Origin of the sequence: Streptomyces sp. NPDC057694 (assembly GCF_042799415.1) — a bacterium.
In the GTDB taxonomy this organism is placed as follows: domain Bacteria; phylum Actinomycetota; class Actinomycetes; order Streptomycetales; family Streptomycetaceae; genus Streptomyces.
Map to the genome: position 1 here is coordinate 313,380 of NZ_JBHVIX010000005.1, position 16,206 is coordinate 329,585.

A 16,206-nucleotide genomic window follows, 5' to 3' on the forward strand; every position below is an offset into this window, starting at 1 on the left:
ATTTGACATTAGCGAGTCTTATGAACAATAAAGGGAGTACTTTGGTTTAAAGTTCACTGACTGTAGGTGCCACACGATGTCTGATTCCGGTTCCGGCATAGCCGCCTGGCAGGAATGGCGTGCCGACCGGCACCGTTCCGTCACCGCTCCCACCGGGAACCTCGCCCTCGTCGAGACCCGCTGGCTGCCCGCCGGCGAGACGCCCGACCTCGACGCCGCCCGCGCGGGGCAGCCCGGGACCGTGACGGTCACCACCCTCGAACGCACCGACATGGTCACCGGCGCCCCCGAGCACGGCCTGCGCTTCTGGGACGCGGACTCGAAGGCGATCAGGGACTTCGAGCGCATCGACGCCTTCCCGTACGACCCCGCCTGGGTCCTCGACGCCACGTACACGCCCGTCGAGGGCGCCCGCCAGGTCGCCTTCGAGCACCTCCGGGACAACGGCGGCACCCGAGACAAGGTCGTCCCCGGCGACATCGCCCTGACCGTCGACGGCACCGAGTACACGCTCTCCGCCTTCGACGACGACGGCACCCTGCTCCTCGTCTTCGGCGACCCGACCAACGGCGACTCGACGTACGGCGCCGGCCGCTTCCTCTTCGTCGAGCACGCCGACGACGGCCGCGTGCGCCTCGACTTCAACCGGGCCTTCGTACCCCCGTGCGGCTTCTCCGATCAGTACAACTGTCCGATGCCGCCGCTGCAGAACCGCTTCCACCTGCCCGTCGAGGCGGGCGAGAAGCTCCCGGTCCTGCGCGGCGGCGACGCCGGCGACAGCGCTCACTGATCACTCCCCGCACCACTCCTCGTAAGGCCCCCTCATGAACCTTCCCAAGAAGCCCCTGTCCGCCGGTGTGCTCACCGTCGCCCTCGCCGTCACGCTCGCGGCCTGCGGCGGTGGATCGTCGAACTCCGGCTCCGCGAACGGCAGTTACGACAAGAACGCCACCGTCGGCATCGGCTCCCTCTACGAGCCGCAGAACCTCGACAACACCGCGGGCGGCGGCCAGGGCGTCACCGAGGCGCTCAACGGCAACGTCTACGAGGGCCTGTTCCGGCTCACCGACGACGGCAAGGTCGACAAGCTCCTCGCCGACGGCTACAAGGTCAGCGGCGACGGACTCACGTACACCTTCACGCTGCGCGACGGCGTCAAGTTCCACAGCGGCAAGGCGCTCACCAGCAAGGACGTCAAGTACAGCCTGGAGAAGGTGATCGCGAAGGACTCGCAGTCCGCGCGCAAGGCCAATCTTGAGGTCATGAAGGACATCACGACTCCCGACGCGAAGACCGTCAAGGTCACGCTGTCGAAGAAGTCGATCTCCTTCGTCTACAACCTCTCCTACGTCTGGATCATCAACTCCGACGCGAAGAACCTGAAGACGACGGAAGACGGCACGGGCCCGTACAAGCTGAACAAGTGGACGCGCGGTTCGGCGCTCAGCCTCGACCGGTTCAGCGGCTACTGGGGCACCGCCGCCAAGAACAAGCAGGTCACCTTCCACTACTACAAGGACGCGACCGCCCTCAACAACGCGCTCCTGACGAACGCCGTCGACGTCGTCACCAGCGAGCAGTCGCCGGACGCCCTCGACCAGTTCAAGTCCAACCAGAACTACAAGGTCAACGACGGCGACTCCACCACCAAGCTGCTCCTCGCCTTCAACGACAAGGCCAAGCCCTTCACGGACGTCAAGGTCCGCCAGGCCGTCTCCGCCGCCATCGACGACAAGAAGCTCCTGGAGTCGGTGTGGGGCGGCTACGGCAAGGAGATCGGGTCGATGGTGCCGCCCACCGACCCCTGGTACGAGGACCTGACGGACGTCAACGCGTACAACGTCACCAAGGCCAAGAAGCTGCTGAAGGAGGCCGGGTACGACAAGGGGTTCAGCTTCACGCTCGACACCCCGAACTACGACCCGCACCCCACCGCCGCCACCTTCATCAAGTCGCAGCTCGCCAAGGTCGGCATCACCGTCAAGATCAACACGATCACGCCCGACGAGTGGTACACGAAGGTCTACAAGAACCACGACTTCTCGGCGACGCTCCAGGAGCACGTCAACGACCGCGACCTCGTCTGGTACGGCAACCCCGACTTCTACTGGGGCTACGACAACAAGCAGGTCCAGAAGTGGGTCGAGCAGGCCGAGGAGGCCGCCAGCACCCAGGCGCAGACCGACCTGCTGAAGAAGGTCAACCGCAAGACCGCCGAGGACGCGGCCAGCGACTGGCTCTACCTGTATCCGCAGATCGTCGTCGCCAACACCAAGCTGTCGGGCTACCCGCTCAACGGCCTGAACTCGCAGTTCTTCGCGTACGACATCAAGAAGAGCAGCTGACAGGCGGCGGGTGAGTCCCTCATGGTCAGGTACCTCCTGCGGAGACTGGTGTTCCTGCTGGTCTCCCTCGTCCTCGCGTCCGTCGTGCTGTTCGTGCTGCTGCGCATGCTGCCCGGCGACCCGGCGAACGCGCTCACCTCGGTGGGCGCCTCGCCGGAACAGATCGCCGCGGCCCGGCACGCGATCGGCTCCGACAAGCCGCTGCCCCAGCAGTTCACGCACTGGATCGGCCAGCTGGCGAGCGGCGACCTCGGCACGTCCTTCGTGTCGTCCCTGCCGGTCGGGCCCGAGGTCTCACAGCGCCTGAACGTGACGCTGCCGCTGACCCTGTCCGCCTTCGTGCTGGCGGTCCTCGTCGCCGTACCCGCCGGGTTCGTGGCCGCGTACAAGAAGCGCACCTGGTACGGGTCGCTGCTCAGCGGCGTCTCCCAGCTGGGCATCGCCGTCCCCGTGTTCTGGCTCGGCATGATCCTCATCGCGGTCTTCGCGCTGAACGCGGGCTGGCTGCCCTCGGGCGGCTTCCCGCAGGACGGCTGGGACGCGCCGGGCGAGGCGATCCGGTCACTGGTCCTGCCGGTGGTGACGGTGGCCCTCGTGATGTCGGCGTCCCTGATCCGGTACGTCCGCTCGGCGACGCTCGACGTCCTGGACAGCGAATACCTGCGCACGGCGCGGGCGCTCGGCCTCTCCTTCGGGCGGGCCATGTGGCGGCACGGCCTGCGCAACGCCTCGGTGCCGGTGATCTCGGTCCTCGGCATCGAACTCGCCTCCACCCTCCTCGGCGCCGTCGTCGTCGAGTCCGTGTACGCGCTGCCCGGACTCGGCTCGATGCTCGCCACCGGCATCGCCCAGCACGACTACCCGGTCATCCAGGGCGTGCTGTTCGTGTCGACGTTCGGCGTGCTCGTCATCGGGTTCGCCGCCGACCTCGTGCAGCGGCTCGTGGACCCGCGGCTGCGCGGACGGCTCTCGGGAGGAGCGCGATGAAGCGACGCCGTACCTCACTGACGCTGTGGACGGGCGGAGTCCTCGCGGGCGTCGTCGTGCTGCTCGCCCTCGTCTCCCTGTTCTGGCTGCCCTACGACAGCGACGACACCTCCGGCGGCCGGCTCGCCGGGCCCGGCGACGGGCACCTCCTCGGCACCGACAAGCTCGGGCGCGACCTGTTCACCCAGCTCATGACGGGCTCCCGGATCGCCCTGGAGGCCGGACTCGGATCGGTCGCCGTGGCCGCGCTGCTCGGCGTGACCCTGGGCGTCCTCGCCGCCTTCGCGCAGGGCTGGTTCGACGACACGCTCTCCGCGCTCCTCGACATCCTCATCGCGTTCCCGACCCTGCTGCTCGCCATGCTGATCGTCGCCGCCCGCTCGGCGACCCTCGGCTCCGCGATCCTCGCGATCGGGCTCGCCCAGAGCGCCGTCGTCGCCCGGCTGACCCGCATCCTGGTCAAGCGGGTCCTCGCGCAGGACTACATCACGGCCTCCCGCACCTCCGGCACGTCCCTGCCGCGGATCGTCGGCGGCCACGTCCTGCCCAACATCTGGCCCACCCTCGGGGTGAACCTGGCGCTCCAGTTCGGCCTCGCCGTCCTCGCCGAGGCCGGACTGTCCTACCTGGGCCTCGGCGCGCCCCCGCCCAACGCCTCGTGGGGCCGCATGCTCCAGGAGGCACAGGCCACGTTCACCACGGCGCCCGCCGGGGCCCTGGCGCCCGGCGTGCTCCTCGTACTGCTGGTGATCGGCGTCAACCTCATCGCGGACGGACTGCGCGACGTCCTCGACCCGACGGCCCGGAAGGGAAGGGCGGCGACATGAGCGAACCCCTGCTCTCGGTGCGCGACCTGACCGTCCGCACCGGCGACCGCGTCCTCGTCTCGGGGCTCGACCTCGACATCGCGCGCGGCGAACGGCTCGGCCTGATCGGCGAGTCCGGCTCCGGCAAGTCCCTGACCACGCTGGCCGTCCTCGGCCTGCTGCCCGCGGACATGACCGTGACCGGCAGCGTCGAACTCGACGGCACCCAGATCGTCGGCGCCCCCGAGAAGACCCTCGTCGGAATCCGCGGCCGGAGCGCGGCCGTCGTCTTCCAGGAGCCGCTGACCGCCCTGGACCCGCTCATGCGCGTGGGCCGGCAGATCGCCGAACCCCTGCGCCGACGGCGCGGGCTGACGGGCGCCGCGCTCAAGGCCGCCGTCCTCGACCTCCTCGAACAGGTCCGCCTGCCCGACCCCCGACGCGTCACCCGCGCCTTCCCGCACGAGATCTCCGGCGGACAGCGCCAGCGCGTCGCCCTCGCCATGGCCCTCGCCTGCGACCCGGCGCTGCTCATCGCCGACGAGCCGACGACAGCGCTCGACGTCACCGTCCAGGCCGAGATGCTGGCCCTCATCGAGGAACTGGTGCGCGCCCGCGGCATGGCCGTGCTCTTCGTCAGCCACGACCTGGCCGTCGTCTCGGCCGTCACCGACCGGGTGCTCGTCATGAAGGACGGGCACGCCGTCGAGACGGGCGCGGTGGCCGACGTCGTACGGGCCCCGCGCGAGGCCTACACCAAGGCGCTGGTCGACAGCGCACGGCAACTGGAAGCGGCGCTCGACCTGGGAGGCACACGATGAACGCCCCGGTGCTGGAACTGGATTCCGTGTCCTACGCGTACCGGGGGAGCGCGGCGCCCGTCGTCACCGACGTGTCGGTGACCGTCGAACCCGGGCAGAGCCTGGCGCTGGTCGGCGAGTCCGGCGCAGGCAAGACGACCCTGCTGCGCATGCTGCTCGGCCTCGCCGCGCCCACGTCCGGAACCGTGCGCTTCGACGGCGACCCCTTGCGCCTGCGCGACCGCAGGCAGATGAAGGCCTTCCGGCGCAGCGTGCAGTGCGTCTTCCAGGACCCGTACGCCTCGCTCGACCCGCGCCAGCGGGTGCGGCGCATCGTGGGCGAGCCGCTGCGCTCGCTCGGCGTCGCGTCCGGGGAGGCGGCCGAGCGGCGGGTCGCGCAGGCACTCGAACGGGTCGGGCTGCCGGCCGACGCGGGGGAGCGCTACCCGCACGAGTTCTCCGGCGGGCAGCGGCAGCGGATCGCCATCGCCCGGGCCACCGTGTGCGACCCGCGCGTGCTGCTCGCCGACGAACCGGTCTCCGCGCTCGACGTCACCACGCGCGTCAAGGTCGTCGATCTGCTCGCGGAGCTGAAGGAGACCGCCGGACTGACGGTGGTGATGGTCTCCCACGACCTGTCCGTCGTGGCGGCCCTGTGCGAACGCACCGCCGTCCTGGAGCGGGGCCGGGTGGTCGAGGCGGGGGAGACGCCGGAAGTGCTCGGGGCGCCCCGCCACGCGTACACGCGGCGCCTGCTGTCGAGCGTGCCGAGGCTGCCGGCGCGGTCCTGACCCCGCCGGGCGCCCTGTGGGCGAGGAGTACCCGGATCACCGCGGGCCCCGGCCCGGAGAAGCCGTACAGAAGGGCGCCCGCCCCGGGGTACCCTCCGGGACATGCCGCACCGCAGCAGCACGGACGAGCCCTCCGTCACCCTCGGCCCCCTCGACCTGCGCACCCGCGTGGACGAGGCCCTCGCGGTCCAGGCCCATGCCTTCGGCCTCAGCGACGACGAGATCGCCGTCCGCCGCCAGATCGTCCTGCGGCACATCACGTACCCGGGTGCCCGCGCCCTGGGCGCCACCACCGAGACCGGCCGCCTCGTCGGCTTCGTCTACGGCATGCCGAACGACCGCACCCACTGGTGGTCCACGGTCGTCGAGCCGTACCTGCGCTCCCGCGGCACCGACCACTGGCTCGACGACTCGTTCGTCATCACCGAGCTGCACGTCCACCCCGGCTACCAGAACCGCGGCATCGGCCGCGCCCTGATCACGATGATCACCGACACCGCGTACCAGCCCCGCTCGATCCTCTCCGCGATCGACCACGAGAGCCCCGCACGCGGCCTGTACCGCTCCCTCGGCTACGACGACCTGGCCCAGCAGGTGCTGTTCCCGAGCGCCCCGATGCCGTACGCCGTGATGGGCGCGCCGCTCCCGCTGCTCAGGCCGGCCCCGTAACCGATTTCCGGCCGCCGGGCCCGCACGGCTAACCTCCTGGGACCACCCTTTCGCAGCAGGAGTCAAGAATCATGGCCAAGGCCCAGGTCCAGCGCATGTCCCGGTTGATGGTGAAGACCCTGCGCGACGACCCGGCGGACGCCGAGGTGCTCAGCCACAAGCTCCTCGTCCGCGCCGGGTACGTGCGCCGCACCGCCGCGGGCGTCTGGTCCTGGCTGCCGCTCGGCAAGAAGGTCCTGGCCAACGTCGAGCGCGTGGTGCGCGAGGAGATGGACGCGATGGGCGGCCAGGAGGTCACCCTGCCGGCCCTGCTGCCCAAGGAGCCCTACGAGGCGACGAACCGCTGGACCGAGTACGGCGCCGAGCTGTTCCGCCTCAACGACCGCAGGGGCGGCGAGTACCTCCTCGGCCCCACCCACGAGGAGATCTTCACCCTGCTGGTCAAGGACCAGTGCACCTCGTACAAGGACCTGCCGGTCATCCTGTACCAGATCCAGACGAAGTACCGCGACGAGGCCCGCCCCCGGGCCGGCATCCTGCGCGGCCGCGAGTTCCTGATGAAGGACTCGTACTCCTTCGACCTGGAGGACGAGGGCCTGGCCCAGTCCTACGCGCTGCACCGCGCCGCCTACCAGAAGATCTTCCAGCGCCTCGGCCTCGACTACCGCATCTGCGCCGCGACCGCCGGCGCCATGGGCGGCTCGAAGTCCGAGGAGTTCCTGGCCCCGGCCGCGGCCGGCGAGGACACCTTCGCCGACTGCCCGAACTGCGACTACGCGGCCAACACCGAGGCCGTCTCCTTCGCGCTCAAGCCGGTGGACGCCGCCGACGTCCCCGCGCTCGAAGAGATCCCGACCCCCGACACCCCGACCATCGAGACGCTCGCCGCGCACCTCGGCGTCCAGGCGTCCGAGACCCTGAAGAACCTCCTCGTGAAGGTCGACGGCGAGATCGTCGCCGTCGGCGTCCCCGGCGACCGCGAGGTCGACCTGGACAAGGTCGAGGCGCACTTCGCCCCGGCCGCCGTCGAGCTGGTCACCGCCGAGGACTTCGAGGGCCGCGACGACCTGGTCCGCGGCTACGTCGGCCCGCAGGGCCTGGAGAAGGTCCAGTACATCGCCGACCCGCGCGTCGCCCCCGGCACCGCCTGGATCACCGGCGCCAACAACGACGGCGTGCACGCCAAGAACGTCGTCGCGGGCCGTGACTTCGAGGTCGACGCCTACGTCGACGTCGTCGTGGTCCAGGAGGGCGACCCCTGCCCCGCCTGCGGTACGGGCCTGAAGCTGGACCGCGCCATCGAGATCGGCCACATCTTCCAGCTCGGCCGCAAGTACGCCGACGCCTTCCAGCTCGACGTGCTCGGCCAGCAGGGCAAGCCGGTCCGCGTGACCATGGGCAGTTACGGCATCGGCGTCTCCCGCGCCGTCGCCGCCCTCGCCGAGCAGCACGCCGACGACAAGGGTCTGGTCTGGCCGGAGGAGATCGCGCCCGCCGACGTGCACGTGGTCGCCGCCGGCAAGGCGCTCCAGACCGAGCTGGCCCTCGAGGTCTCGGACCTCCTCGCCGAGGCCGGCGTCCGCGTCCTGGTCGACGACCGTCCCGGCATCTCGCCCGGCGTGAAGTTCACCGACTCCGAGCTCATCGGCGTCCCGAAGATCCTCGTCGCCGGCCGCCGCAGCGGTGACCGCGTCCTGGAGCTCAAGGACCGCCGTACTGGCGAGCGCGAGGAACTGACGGTCGAGGAGGCCGTCACCCGCCTCACCGCGTCCGCGTAGGGGCCCGTCTGCGGGTGCGGCTTTCGTCGTGGCTGGTCGCGCAGTTCCCCGCGCCCCTGGGAGCGAGCTCCGCTCGCCCAGGGGCAGGGGAAGGCGCGCGAAGCGCGGCCTTCGGGGGCGCGGGGAACTGCGCGACCAGCCCCCACCGGCCGTCAGCCGACCGACAACCTCTTAAGGGGCGCGGGGAACTGCGCGAGAAGCGGCCACCTGCCCGCACCCGCCGACGCGACCGCACCCAGCACTATCGTGGCGCCATGCCCGAACTACAGCGCCTGGCACCGGAACACGCGGCAGCGGTGCTCACCTTCGAGCGCGAGAACCGCGAGTTCTTCGCCGCTCATGTCCCGGACCGGGGCGACGCCTACTTCAGCGACTTCGCGGAGCGCCACGCGGACCTCCTCGCCGAGCAGGACACGGGCGAGATCCAGTGCCATGCGCTGGTCGGCGACGGCGGCGAGGTCCTCGGCCGCTTCAACCTCTACGACCTGGCCGACGGCAGCGCCGAACTGGGCTTCCGCGTCGCCGAGAAGGCCACCGGCCGGGGCCTGGCCACCGCCGCCGTCCGCCGCCTGTTCGCGATGTCCGTGACGGACTACGGCCTGGACCGGCTCACCGCCGCCGCGGCCGAGGCCAACCACGCCTCCCGCACGGTCCTCACCCGCACCGGCTTCCGCCCCGTCGGCGAACGCCTGCTGTCCGGGAAACCCGGCATCACCTACGTACGCGAACTCGCGGGCCGGACCCCGTAACTCTCAGAGCCAGCCCGCGAATTCGAGCAGGTTCTCGGCGTCCCGCTCCCGCCCCACGCGCAGCGCCCGCACCCCGGACTCCACCGCCCGGAACAGCGTCCAGCCGCGCAGCCGCTCCTGCTCCACGTCCAGCGACTCGGCGAGCTTCTTCACCCGGCGCCGGGTGATCGCAGGACCCGACGGCGAGCCGATCAGATCCTCCACCCGGTCGCGGACGAGCCGCGCCAGATCGAAGGCGCACTCGCCCACCACCGGGTCGGGACCGACGGCCAGCCACGGTATGCGCTCCCCGCTCAGCACCTTGGACTGCCGGAACGTGCCGTGCAGCAAACGCAGTTCGGGCGCCGAGGTCACCAACTCGTCGCGCGCTTCGAGCGCCGCGTCCACGAGCGGCGCCACGTCGGGGAAGGCGTCCACGGTCGCCCGCATGGCCGTCGCCTGCCGGCCCGTGCGCTCGGGCACCGTCTCGCAGTTGCGCCCGGCGGGCGGGTCCACCCACAGCCGCCGCAGCGTGCCCGCCGCCTCCAGGAGCGCCTTCGCCTCCGGCAGCGTCCGCACCGAGATCTCCGGGTGCAGCCGCTCAAGGAGCAGCGCGCCGTCGTTCACCCCGGCATCGAGCAGCCGCACCGCGCCGAAGCCGTCCCAGTGCGTCAGCGCCGCCCGCTCGGCCTCCGGCCGGAACCGCTCCGGCGCCAGCTTCAGGATCGCGGGCGAGCCGTCCGCGGTGCGCACCTGCGCGACCAGGCTGCTGCGCCCGCCGGGCACGTGCACCCGCTCCACGGTCACCGCGCGGCGGGCCGCCGCCCCGTCGAGGAGCGTGCCCAGTTCGGCGAGCCACGCGGACGCCCCGTCGTCGCGCACCTCGCCGAGCGCGTTCACCAGCCGCTGCGGCGGTTCGAAAGCCATGCGCGCGTGATTCCCTTCCAAAGACTCCTCAGGTGCCGGGCGTCGCCGTGGAACCGGAGGCGGACGCCGAAGGCGCCGCGGCCCGTTCGGTGAGCCCAGGGAAGGCTACGCTGCTGCCGCGCCAGCGCACCGCACGGACCGCCGACTCCCGCAGCGCGTCGGCCGCGGACCGCCGCCGCTCGCCGCTCGCCGCCCGTACGAGATCCGAGTAGACCCCGGCGACCTTGTCCTCGATGTCGGCCGCGAGCCGGGCCGCCGCGGCCGAGTCCGGCACCGGGAAGGGCAGTGCGTACGCCCCCGACGACTCCTCCGGGGTGCCGCCCAGATCGCGCACCGTGCGGCGCAGCTCGTCGCGCCGGGCGCGATGCGCGTCGTAGGCGGACTTCGCCTCGTCGCCGCGGCCCGCGCGGATCCGGCCGCCGACCACCCCGTACCCGTACACGGCCGCGTGCTCGGCACGCAGCGCCGCCTGCACGGCGGCCAGCAGATCCTGATCGGTCATCGCGGTCCTCACCCCTCGCCCAGCAGATACGCGTGCCCGGCGCCGGCCGCCGCCACCGACGCGAGCAGCCGCGCCAGCTCCGCCGGAGTGTCCGGTTCCGCCAGGCTCTTCATCCGGCGGTCGGCCAGTTCCCGCTCGGCCGCCGCGAGCGCCTTCAGTACGTCCTTCTCGGCGACCGGCGGCGTCGAGGCGCTGCTCGCCGAGCTCGGCCGGGTCGCCCCGCCGAACGCCTTCATGTGCTGGGCGACCTCGTCCCGCAGCGGTCCGAGGCGGGCGGCCAGCGACGGCAGTGCGGCGAGCGCCCGGTCGTACTGCCCGAGCAGGTCGGCGCTCTCCTTGGCCGCCTTGGACCGCAGCCGCTTCGCGTGCGAGACGGAGGGCGCGCCCTCGGCGCCGCCACCGTCGCCGCCGCCGTCCGAACACCCGGTCAGCAACGCGGCGCCGGCCAGCGAGACCAGCAGACTCCTACGGGTGGCGAGCGGCACGGCGGACGTCCTTGGGGCAGGAGCGGGCGGGGAACGGGGAGTGACCGGTGATCACCGTACAGTCGGCCCCCGTCCGGTGGACGGCAACACCCCCCTGGACCGGATACCCTTTGACCTGACGCGCAAGGAGTGTCAGCAACCACAACAGCACACGCGGCCGAGGAGTCACCCGGATGAGCACGACCCAGAACGAGAGGCTGCGGGAACTACTGGAACCGCTCGTCGGCTCGCAGGGACTCGACCTCGAAGAGGTCGAGGTGGCCTCGGTAGGACGCAAGCGTGTGCTGCGTGTCGTCGTCGACTCGGAAGAGGGCGCCGACCTTGACGCGATCGCCGATGTGAGCCGCGCGCTCTCGGCGAAGCTCGACGAGACGGACGCCATGGGCGACGGCGAGTACGAGCTGGAGGTCGGGACGCCGGGCGCCGAGCGCCCGCTGACCGAGCACCGCCACTACATCCGCGCGACGGACCGCCTCGTCAAGTTCCAGCTGACGGACGAGAGCGAACTGGTTGCGCGCATCCTCACGGTCGACGACTCCGGTCTCGACCTCGAAGTACCGGGCGTGAAGGGCCGCAAGGCCACCGCCCGACGACTCGACTTCGCCGACATCGCCAAGGCGCGTGTCCAGGTCGAGTTCAACCGCAAGAACAAGAACGACGCGAACGACGTAACTGAAGAGGAGGCGTAGCCGTGGACATCGACATGAGTGCCCTGCGGGGTCTGGTCCGGGAGAAGGAGATCTCCTTCGACCTGCTGGTCGAGGCGATCGAGTCGGCCCTCCTCATCGCCTACCACCGCACCGAAGGCAGCTTCCGCCGGGCGCGCGTGAAGCTGGACCGCGAGAGCGGCCATGTGACGGTGTGGGCGACGGAGGACCCGGCGGACCTCGAAGAGGGCCAGGAGGCCAAGGAGTTCGACGACACCCCCTCCGACTTCGGCCGGATCGCCGCCACCACCGCCAAGCAGGTCATCCTGCAGCGGCTGCGCGACGCCCAGGACGACGCGACGCTCGGCGAGTACGCGGGCCGCGAGGGCGACATCGTCATGGGCCAGGTCCAGCAGGGCCGTGACCCGAAGAACGTGCTGGTCGACATCGGCAAGCTCGAAGCGATCCTGCCGGTGCAGGAGCAGGTGCCGGGCGAGGAGTACCCGCACGGGCTGCGCCTGCGTTCGTACGTCGTCCGCGTCGCCAAGGGCGTCCGTGGTCCGTCGGTGACGCTGTCGCGCACCCACCCCAACCTCGTGAAGAAGCTCTTCGCGCTGGAGGTCCCGGAGATCGCCGACGGTTCGGTCGAGATCTCCGCCATCGCCCGCGAGGCCGGCCACCGCACGAAGATCGCCGTGCGCTCCACCCGCAGCGGACTCAACGCCAAGGGCGCGTGCATCGGCCCCATGGGCGGTCGCGTGCGCAACGTGATGGGCGAGCTGAACGGCGAGAAGATCGACATCGTCGACTGGTCGGACGACCCGGCGGAGATGGTGGCCAACGCCCTGTCCCCGGCGCGCGTCTCGAAGGTCGAGATCGTCGACATGGGTGCCCGTTCGGCCCGGGTGACGGTGCCGGACTACCAGCTGTCGCTGGCCATCGGCAAGGAGGGGCAGAACGCCCGCCTGGCCGCCCGGCTGACCGGCTGGAGGATCGACATCCGGCCGGACACCGAGCAGCCCGGATCCGACGCCGGGGAATAAATCCGGGCGCTGCGCGCTTGGATCACGACAGAATGTGACGTAGACGGCCGTTCGATTTTTCCCCCAAAGGGGTGAGGCCGCTACGGGGAGGTAGACTTAACCGTGTCTGGCCGGACGCAAGCCCGCGCCTGCCCTGAGCGAACCTGCGTGGGATGCCGGGAGCGAGCGGCCAAGAGCGATCTGCTGCGGATCGTGATCGTCGAGGGTGAATGTGTCCCCGATGATCGCGGTACGCTGCCCGGCCGGGGTGCCTATGTGCATCCCGCCGAAATCTGTCTCGACCAGGCGGTCCGCCGCCGGGCGTTCCAGCGGGCGTTCAAAGCCCCTGGACCGTTCGACACAGCGGCACTGCGACACCGTGTCGAACAGGCAACACCGTAAGAAGCGCCGCGCGGGACCCCCGTGCGGCCCTGGTATTCCGCGAGTTGGAAGTAGGTCGAGATTGCGATGAGCACTCGATGAGCACGCGATGAGTACGCCCATGAAGTAGCGACGGTCCGGCGTAACCCGGACCTAAAAGGAGCGAAGTGGCTAAGGTCCGGGTATACGAGCTCGCCAAGGAGTTCGGCGTAGAGAGCAAGGTCGTCATGGCCAAGCTCCAAGAACTCGGTGAATTCGTACGTTCGGCGTCCTCGACGATCGAGGCGCCGGTTGTGCGCAAGTTGACTGACGCCCTGAATCAGGGCACCAACGGCGCGGGCAGGCCCGCGTCGAACAAGGCCGCGCCCGCGAAGCCCGCGGCGCCGCGTCCCACCCCTTCCCCCGCGCAGGCCTCGAAGCCTGCCGGTCCGCGTCCGGGCCCGGCTGCGCCGAAGCCCGCCGCCGCGGAGAAGCCCGCCGCAGCCCCCGCCGCCTCGCCGGCGCAGGGCCCGCGGCCGACCCCGGGTCCGAAGCCGGCTCCCAAGCCCGCTTCTCCGGCCCCGGCAGCGCCCGAGTTCACGGCGCCGCCCGCAGCCCCGGCTCCGGCCGCCTCGTCGGCTCCGGCTCCGGCCGCACAGGGTTCTCCTCGTCCCGCCGCTGCCCGTCCCGGCGCCCCGAAGCCCGGTGGCCGTCCGGCCCCCGGTCAGGACCGCGGTGACCGCGGTCAGGGTCGTGGCGACCGCGGTGACCGTCAGGGCGCTCCGCGCTCCGGCGGCCAGGGTGCGCCCCGTCCGGGTGGTGCCCGTCCCGCGGGTCCCCGTCCGGGCAACAACCCCTTCACCTCTGGTGGCTCCACCGGCATGGCGCGCCCGCAGGCGCCCCGTCCGGGCGGCGCCCCGCGTCCCGGCGGCCAGGGTGCCCCGGGCGGTCCCCGCCCGCAGGGCGGCGGCCAGGGTGGTCCCCGTCCCCAGGGTCAGGGCGGCGCCCGTCCGACCCCGGGCGGCATGCCTCGCCCGCAGGGCGGCGCGGCCGGTCCGCGTCCCGGCGGTGCCCCCGGTGGTAACCGTCCGAACCCGGGCATGATGCCGCAGCGTCCCGCCGCGGGCCCGCGTCCCGGTGGTGGCCCCGGCGGTGGCCGTGGTCCCGGTGGCGGCGGTCGTCCCGGTGGCGGTGGCGGCGGCGGTCGTCCCGGCTTCGCCGGTCGTCCGGGCGGTCCCGGTGGCGGTGGCGGCGGTTTCGCCGGTCGTCCCGGTGGCGGCGGCGGTGGCGGTGGCTTCGCCGGTCGTCCCGGTGGCGGTGGCGGTTTCGCCGGTCGTCCCGGTGGCGGTCGTCCCGGTGGTCCCGGTGGCCGTGGTGGCACACAGGGTGCGTTCGGCCGTCCCGGCGGGCCCGCCCGTCGTGGTCGCAAGTCGAAGCGTCAGAGGCGCCAGGAGTACGAGGCCATGCAGGCCCCGTCGGTCGGCGGCGTCATGCTGCCTCGCGGCAACGGCGCCACCGTGCGCCTGTCGCGCGGTGCGTCCCTCACCGACTTCGCCGAGAAGATCAACGCCAACCCGGCGTCGCTCGTCGGCGTGATGATGAACCTCGGCGAGATGGTCACTGCCACGCAGTCCGTCTCCGACGAGACGCTGAAGCTCCTCGCGGACGAGATGAACTTCGTCCTCGAGATCGTCAGCCCCGAGGAGGAGGACCGCGAGCTGCTCGAGTCCTTCGACATCGAGTTCGGCGAGGACGAGGGTGGCGAGGAACTCCTCGTCGCGCGTCCGCCGGTCGTGACCGTCATGGGTCACGTCGACCACGGTAAGACCCGACTGCTCGACACCATCCGCAAGACGAACGTCATCGCGGGTGAGGCCGGCGGCATCACGCAGCACATCGGTGCGTACCAGGTCACGACCGAGGTCAACGAGGAAGAGCGTCGGATCACCTTCATCGACACCCCGGGTCACGAGGCGTTCACCGCCATGCGTGCCCGTGGTGCGAAGTCGACCGACATCGCGATCCTCGTCGTCGCGGCCAACGACGGCGTCATGCCGCAGACGGTCGAGGCGCTGAACCACGCCAAGGCCGCCGAGGTCCCGATCGTCGTCGCGGTCAACAAGATCGACGTCGAGGGTGCCGACCCGACCAAGGTGCGCGGTCAGCTGACCGAGTACGGCCTGGTGGCCGAGGAGTACGGCGGCGACACCATGTTCGTCGACATCTCCGCCAAGCAGGGTCTGAACATCGACTCCCTGCTCGAGGCCGTGGTCCTGACCGCGGACGCCTCGCTCGACCTGCGGGCCAACCCGGAGCAGGACGCGCAGGGTATTGCGATCGAGTCGCACCTCGACAAGGGCCGCGGTGCCGTCTCGACGGTCCTGGTCCAGCGCGGCACGCTGCGCATCGGCGACACGATGGTGGTCGGCGACGCGTACGGCCGTGTCCGGGCGATGCTCGACGACAACGGCAACAACGTCGAGGAAGCGGGTCCCTCGACCCCCGTCCTCGTGCTCGGTCTCACCAACGTCCCGGGTGCCGGCGACAACTTCCTGGTGGTCGACGAGGACCGTACGGCCCGTCAGATCGCCGAGAAGCGTGCCGCTCGCGAGCGCAACGCCAACTTCGCGCGCCGCGGCGTCCGGTTCTCCCTGGAGAACCTGGACGAGGCCCTCAAGGCCGGTCTGGTGCAGGAGCTCAACCTCATCATCAAGGGCGACGCGTCCGGTTCGGTGGAGGCTCTCGAGTCCTCGCTGCTCCAGCTCGACGTCGGTGAAGAGGTCGACATCCGTGTCCTGCACCGCGGTGTGGGTGCGGTCACCGAGTCCGACATCAACCTGGCGACCGGCTCCGACGCCATCGTCATCGGCTTCAACGTCCGGGCAGCCGGCCGTGCGCAGCAGATGGCGGAGCGCGAGGGCGTCGACGTCCGGTACTACTCGGTGATCTACCAGGCCATCGAGGAGATCGAGGCGGCCCTCAAGGGCATGCTCAAGCCGGAGTACGAAGAGGTCGAGCTCGGCACGGCGGAGATCCGCGAGGTCTTCAAGTCGTCCAAGCTGGGCAACATCGCCGGTGTGCTCGTCCGGTCCGGAGAGGTCAAGCGCAACACCAAGGCGCGCCTGCTGCGCGATGGCAAGGTCATCGCGGAGAGCCTCAACATCTCCGGTCTGCGTCGCTTCAAGGACGACGTCACCGAGATCCGCGAAGGGTTCGAGGGCGGTATCAACCTCGGCAACTTCAACGACATCAAGGTCGACGACGTCATCGCGACGTACGAGATGCGCGAGAAGCCGCGCGCCTGACCTGAGCGTCAACAGTCGGGGCCGGTCGACGGGACTTATTTCCGTCGATCGGCC

Annotated in this window: 16 protein-coding genes; 13 read left to right on the forward strand and 3 right to left on the reverse strand. The window is 71.0% G+C overall.

The window, feature by feature from the left end:
- Positions 1-76 precede the first annotated feature (76 nt).
- The 9 genes from ACFVDP_RS15680 to ACFVDP_RS15720 all read left to right on the forward strand — a co-directional run bounded on the left by ACFVDP_RS15680 (position 77) and on the right by ACFVDP_RS15720 (position 8,925).
- Positions 77-790 (forward strand): DUF1684 domain-containing protein, encoded by a 714-nt coding sequence (locus ACFVDP_RS15680; protein ID WP_383489243.1) that lies wholly within the window; start codon positions 77-79, stop codon positions 788-790.
- 34 nt (positions 791-824) lie between these two features.
- Complete coding sequence (locus tag ACFVDP_RS15685; RefSeq protein ID WP_383489246.1) at positions 825-2,345, forward strand: ABC transporter substrate-binding protein; 1,521 nt, start codon at positions 825-827, stop codon at positions 2,343-2,345.
- A gap of 21 nt (positions 2,346-2,366) precedes the next feature.
- Entirely contained in the window at positions 2,367-3,332 is a 966-nt protein-coding gene (locus ACFVDP_RS15690; RefSeq protein ID WP_383489249.1) for an ABC transporter permease, read from the forward strand.
- Positions 3,329-4,159, forward strand: a complete 831-nt coding sequence (locus ACFVDP_RS15695; protein ID WP_383489252.1) for an ABC transporter permease — start codon at positions 3,329-3,331, stop codon at positions 4,157-4,159. The genes ACFVDP_RS15690 and ACFVDP_RS15695 overlap by 4 nt, the downstream gene beginning before the upstream one ends.
- A complete protein-coding gene (locus tag ACFVDP_RS15700; RefSeq protein ID WP_383489255.1) occupies positions 4,156-4,959 on the forward strand; it encodes an ATP-binding cassette domain-containing protein in 804 nt (267 codons plus the stop codon). The genes ACFVDP_RS15695 and ACFVDP_RS15700 overlap by 4 nt, the downstream gene beginning before the upstream one ends.
- Positions 4,956-5,729: an ABC transporter ATP-binding protein gene (locus tag ACFVDP_RS15705; RefSeq protein ID WP_383489258.1), complete on the forward strand. Its 774-nt coding sequence runs from the start codon at positions 4,956-4,958 to the stop codon at positions 5,727-5,729. Before ACFVDP_RS15700 ends, ACFVDP_RS15705 begins: the two co-directional genes overlap by 4 nt.
- A gap of 102 nt (positions 5,730-5,831) precedes the next feature.
- Entirely contained in the window at positions 5,832-6,398 is a 567-nt protein-coding gene (locus ACFVDP_RS15710) for a GNAT family N-acetyltransferase (RefSeq protein WP_383489261.1), read from the forward strand.
- A gap of 71 nt (positions 6,399-6,469) precedes the next feature.
- Complete coding sequence (locus tag ACFVDP_RS15715) at positions 6,470-8,176, forward strand: proline--tRNA ligase (RefSeq protein WP_383489264.1); 1,707 nt, start codon at positions 6,470-6,472, stop codon at positions 8,174-8,176.
- Between the two features lie 254 nt (positions 8,177-8,430).
- Positions 8,431-8,925, forward strand: a complete 495-nt coding sequence (locus tag ACFVDP_RS15720; RefSeq protein ID WP_383489267.1) for a GNAT family N-acetyltransferase — start codon at positions 8,431-8,433, stop codon at positions 8,923-8,925.
- Positions 8,926-8,928: 3 nt separating this feature from the next.
- Here the strand turns inward: ACFVDP_RS15720 and ACFVDP_RS15725 are convergent, their stop codons facing one another.
- Genes ACFVDP_RS15725 through ACFVDP_RS15735 form a run of 3 tightly spaced genes read right to left on the reverse strand, consistent with a single transcriptional unit; the run spans position 8,929 to position 10,818 of the window.
- A complete protein-coding gene (locus ACFVDP_RS15725) occupies positions 8,929-9,831 on the reverse strand; it encodes an aminoglycoside phosphotransferase family protein (protein ID WP_383489270.1) in 903 nt (300 codons plus the stop codon).
- Between the two features lie 28 nt (positions 9,832-9,859).
- The gene (locus ACFVDP_RS15730) at positions 9,860-10,333 is read right to left on the reverse strand and encodes a ferritin-like domain-containing protein (RefSeq protein WP_383489273.1); all 474 of its coding nucleotides are present in this window, start codon (positions 10,331-10,333) and stop codon (positions 9,860-9,862) included.
- An 8-nt stretch (positions 10,334-10,341) separates the two neighbouring features.
- Entirely contained in the window at positions 10,342-10,818 is a 477-nt protein-coding gene (locus ACFVDP_RS15735; protein ID WP_383489276.1) for a hypothetical protein, read from the reverse strand.
- 173 nt (positions 10,819-10,991) lie between these two features.
- Between ACFVDP_RS15735 and rimP the strand changes: the two genes are divergently transcribed.
- From rimP to infB, 4 genes are all read left to right on the forward strand, one after another.
- Positions 10,992-11,507, forward strand: a complete 516-nt coding sequence (gene rimP, locus ACFVDP_RS15740; protein ID WP_383489279.1) for a ribosome maturation factor RimP — start codon at positions 10,992-10,994, stop codon at positions 11,505-11,507.
- 2 nt (positions 11,508-11,509) lie between these two features.
- On the forward strand, positions 11,510-12,508 hold the full coding sequence (gene nusA, locus ACFVDP_RS15745; protein WP_383489282.1) for a transcription termination factor NusA: 999 nt from the start codon (positions 11,510-11,512) through the stop codon (positions 12,506-12,508).
- A 102-nt stretch (positions 12,509-12,610) separates the two neighbouring features.
- A complete protein-coding gene (locus ACFVDP_RS15750; protein WP_383489285.1) occupies positions 12,611-12,889 on the forward strand; it encodes a YlxR family protein in 279 nt (92 codons plus the stop codon).
- A gap of 146 nt (positions 12,890-13,035) precedes the next feature.
- Positions 13,036-16,152, forward strand: coding sequence for a translation initiation factor IF-2 (gene infB / locus ACFVDP_RS15755; protein ID WP_383489288.1), 3,117 nt, complete (start codon positions 13,036-13,038; stop codon positions 16,150-16,152).
- Positions 16,153-16,206: the final 54 nt, after the last annotated feature.

Excerpts from the sequence above, each read along its gene's own strand:
- ACFVDP_RS15710 (WP_383489261.1), top strand. The coding sequence starts at position 5,832 with ATGCCGCACCGCAGCAGCACGGACGAGCCCTCCGTCACCCTCGGCCCC.
- ACFVDP_RS15685 (WP_383489246.1), top strand. The coding sequence starts at position 825 with ATGAACCTTCCCAAGAAGCCCCTGTCCGCCGGTGTGCTCACCGTCGCC.
- rimP (WP_383489279.1), top strand. The coding sequence starts at position 10,992 with ATGAGCACGACCCAGAACGAGAGGCTGCGGGAACTACTGGAACCGCTC.
- ACFVDP_RS15725 (WP_383489270.1), bottom strand. The coding sequence starts at position 9,831 with ATGGCTTTCGAACCGCCGCAGCGGCTGGTGAACGCGCTCGGCGAGGTG.
- ACFVDP_RS15690 (WP_383489249.1), top strand. The coding sequence starts at position 2,367 with ATGGTCAGGTACCTCCTGCGGAGACTGGTGTTCCTGCTGGTCTCCCTC.
- ACFVDP_RS15720 (WP_383489267.1), top strand. The coding sequence starts at position 8,431 with ATGCCCGAACTACAGCGCCTGGCACCGGAACACGCGGCAGCGGTGCTC.
- ACFVDP_RS15730 (WP_383489273.1), bottom strand. The coding sequence starts at position 10,333 with ATGACCGATCAGGATCTGCTGGCCGCCGTGCAGGCGGCGCTGCGTGCC.
- ACFVDP_RS15680 (WP_383489243.1), top strand. The coding sequence starts at position 77 with ATGTCTGATTCCGGTTCCGGCATAGCCGCCTGGCAGGAATGGCGTGCC.
- ACFVDP_RS15700 (WP_383489255.1), top strand. The coding sequence starts at position 4,156 with ATGAGCGAACCCCTGCTCTCGGTGCGCGACCTGACCGTCCGCACCGGC.
- ACFVDP_RS15715 (WP_383489264.1), top strand. The coding sequence starts at position 6,470 with ATGGCCAAGGCCCAGGTCCAGCGCATGTCCCGGTTGATGGTGAAGACC.
- ACFVDP_RS15705 (WP_383489258.1), top strand. The coding sequence starts at position 4,956 with ATGAACGCCCCGGTGCTGGAACTGGATTCCGTGTCCTACGCGTACCGG.
- ACFVDP_RS15695 (WP_383489252.1), top strand. The coding sequence starts at position 3,329 with ATGAAGCGACGCCGTACCTCACTGACGCTGTGGACGGGCGGAGTCCTC.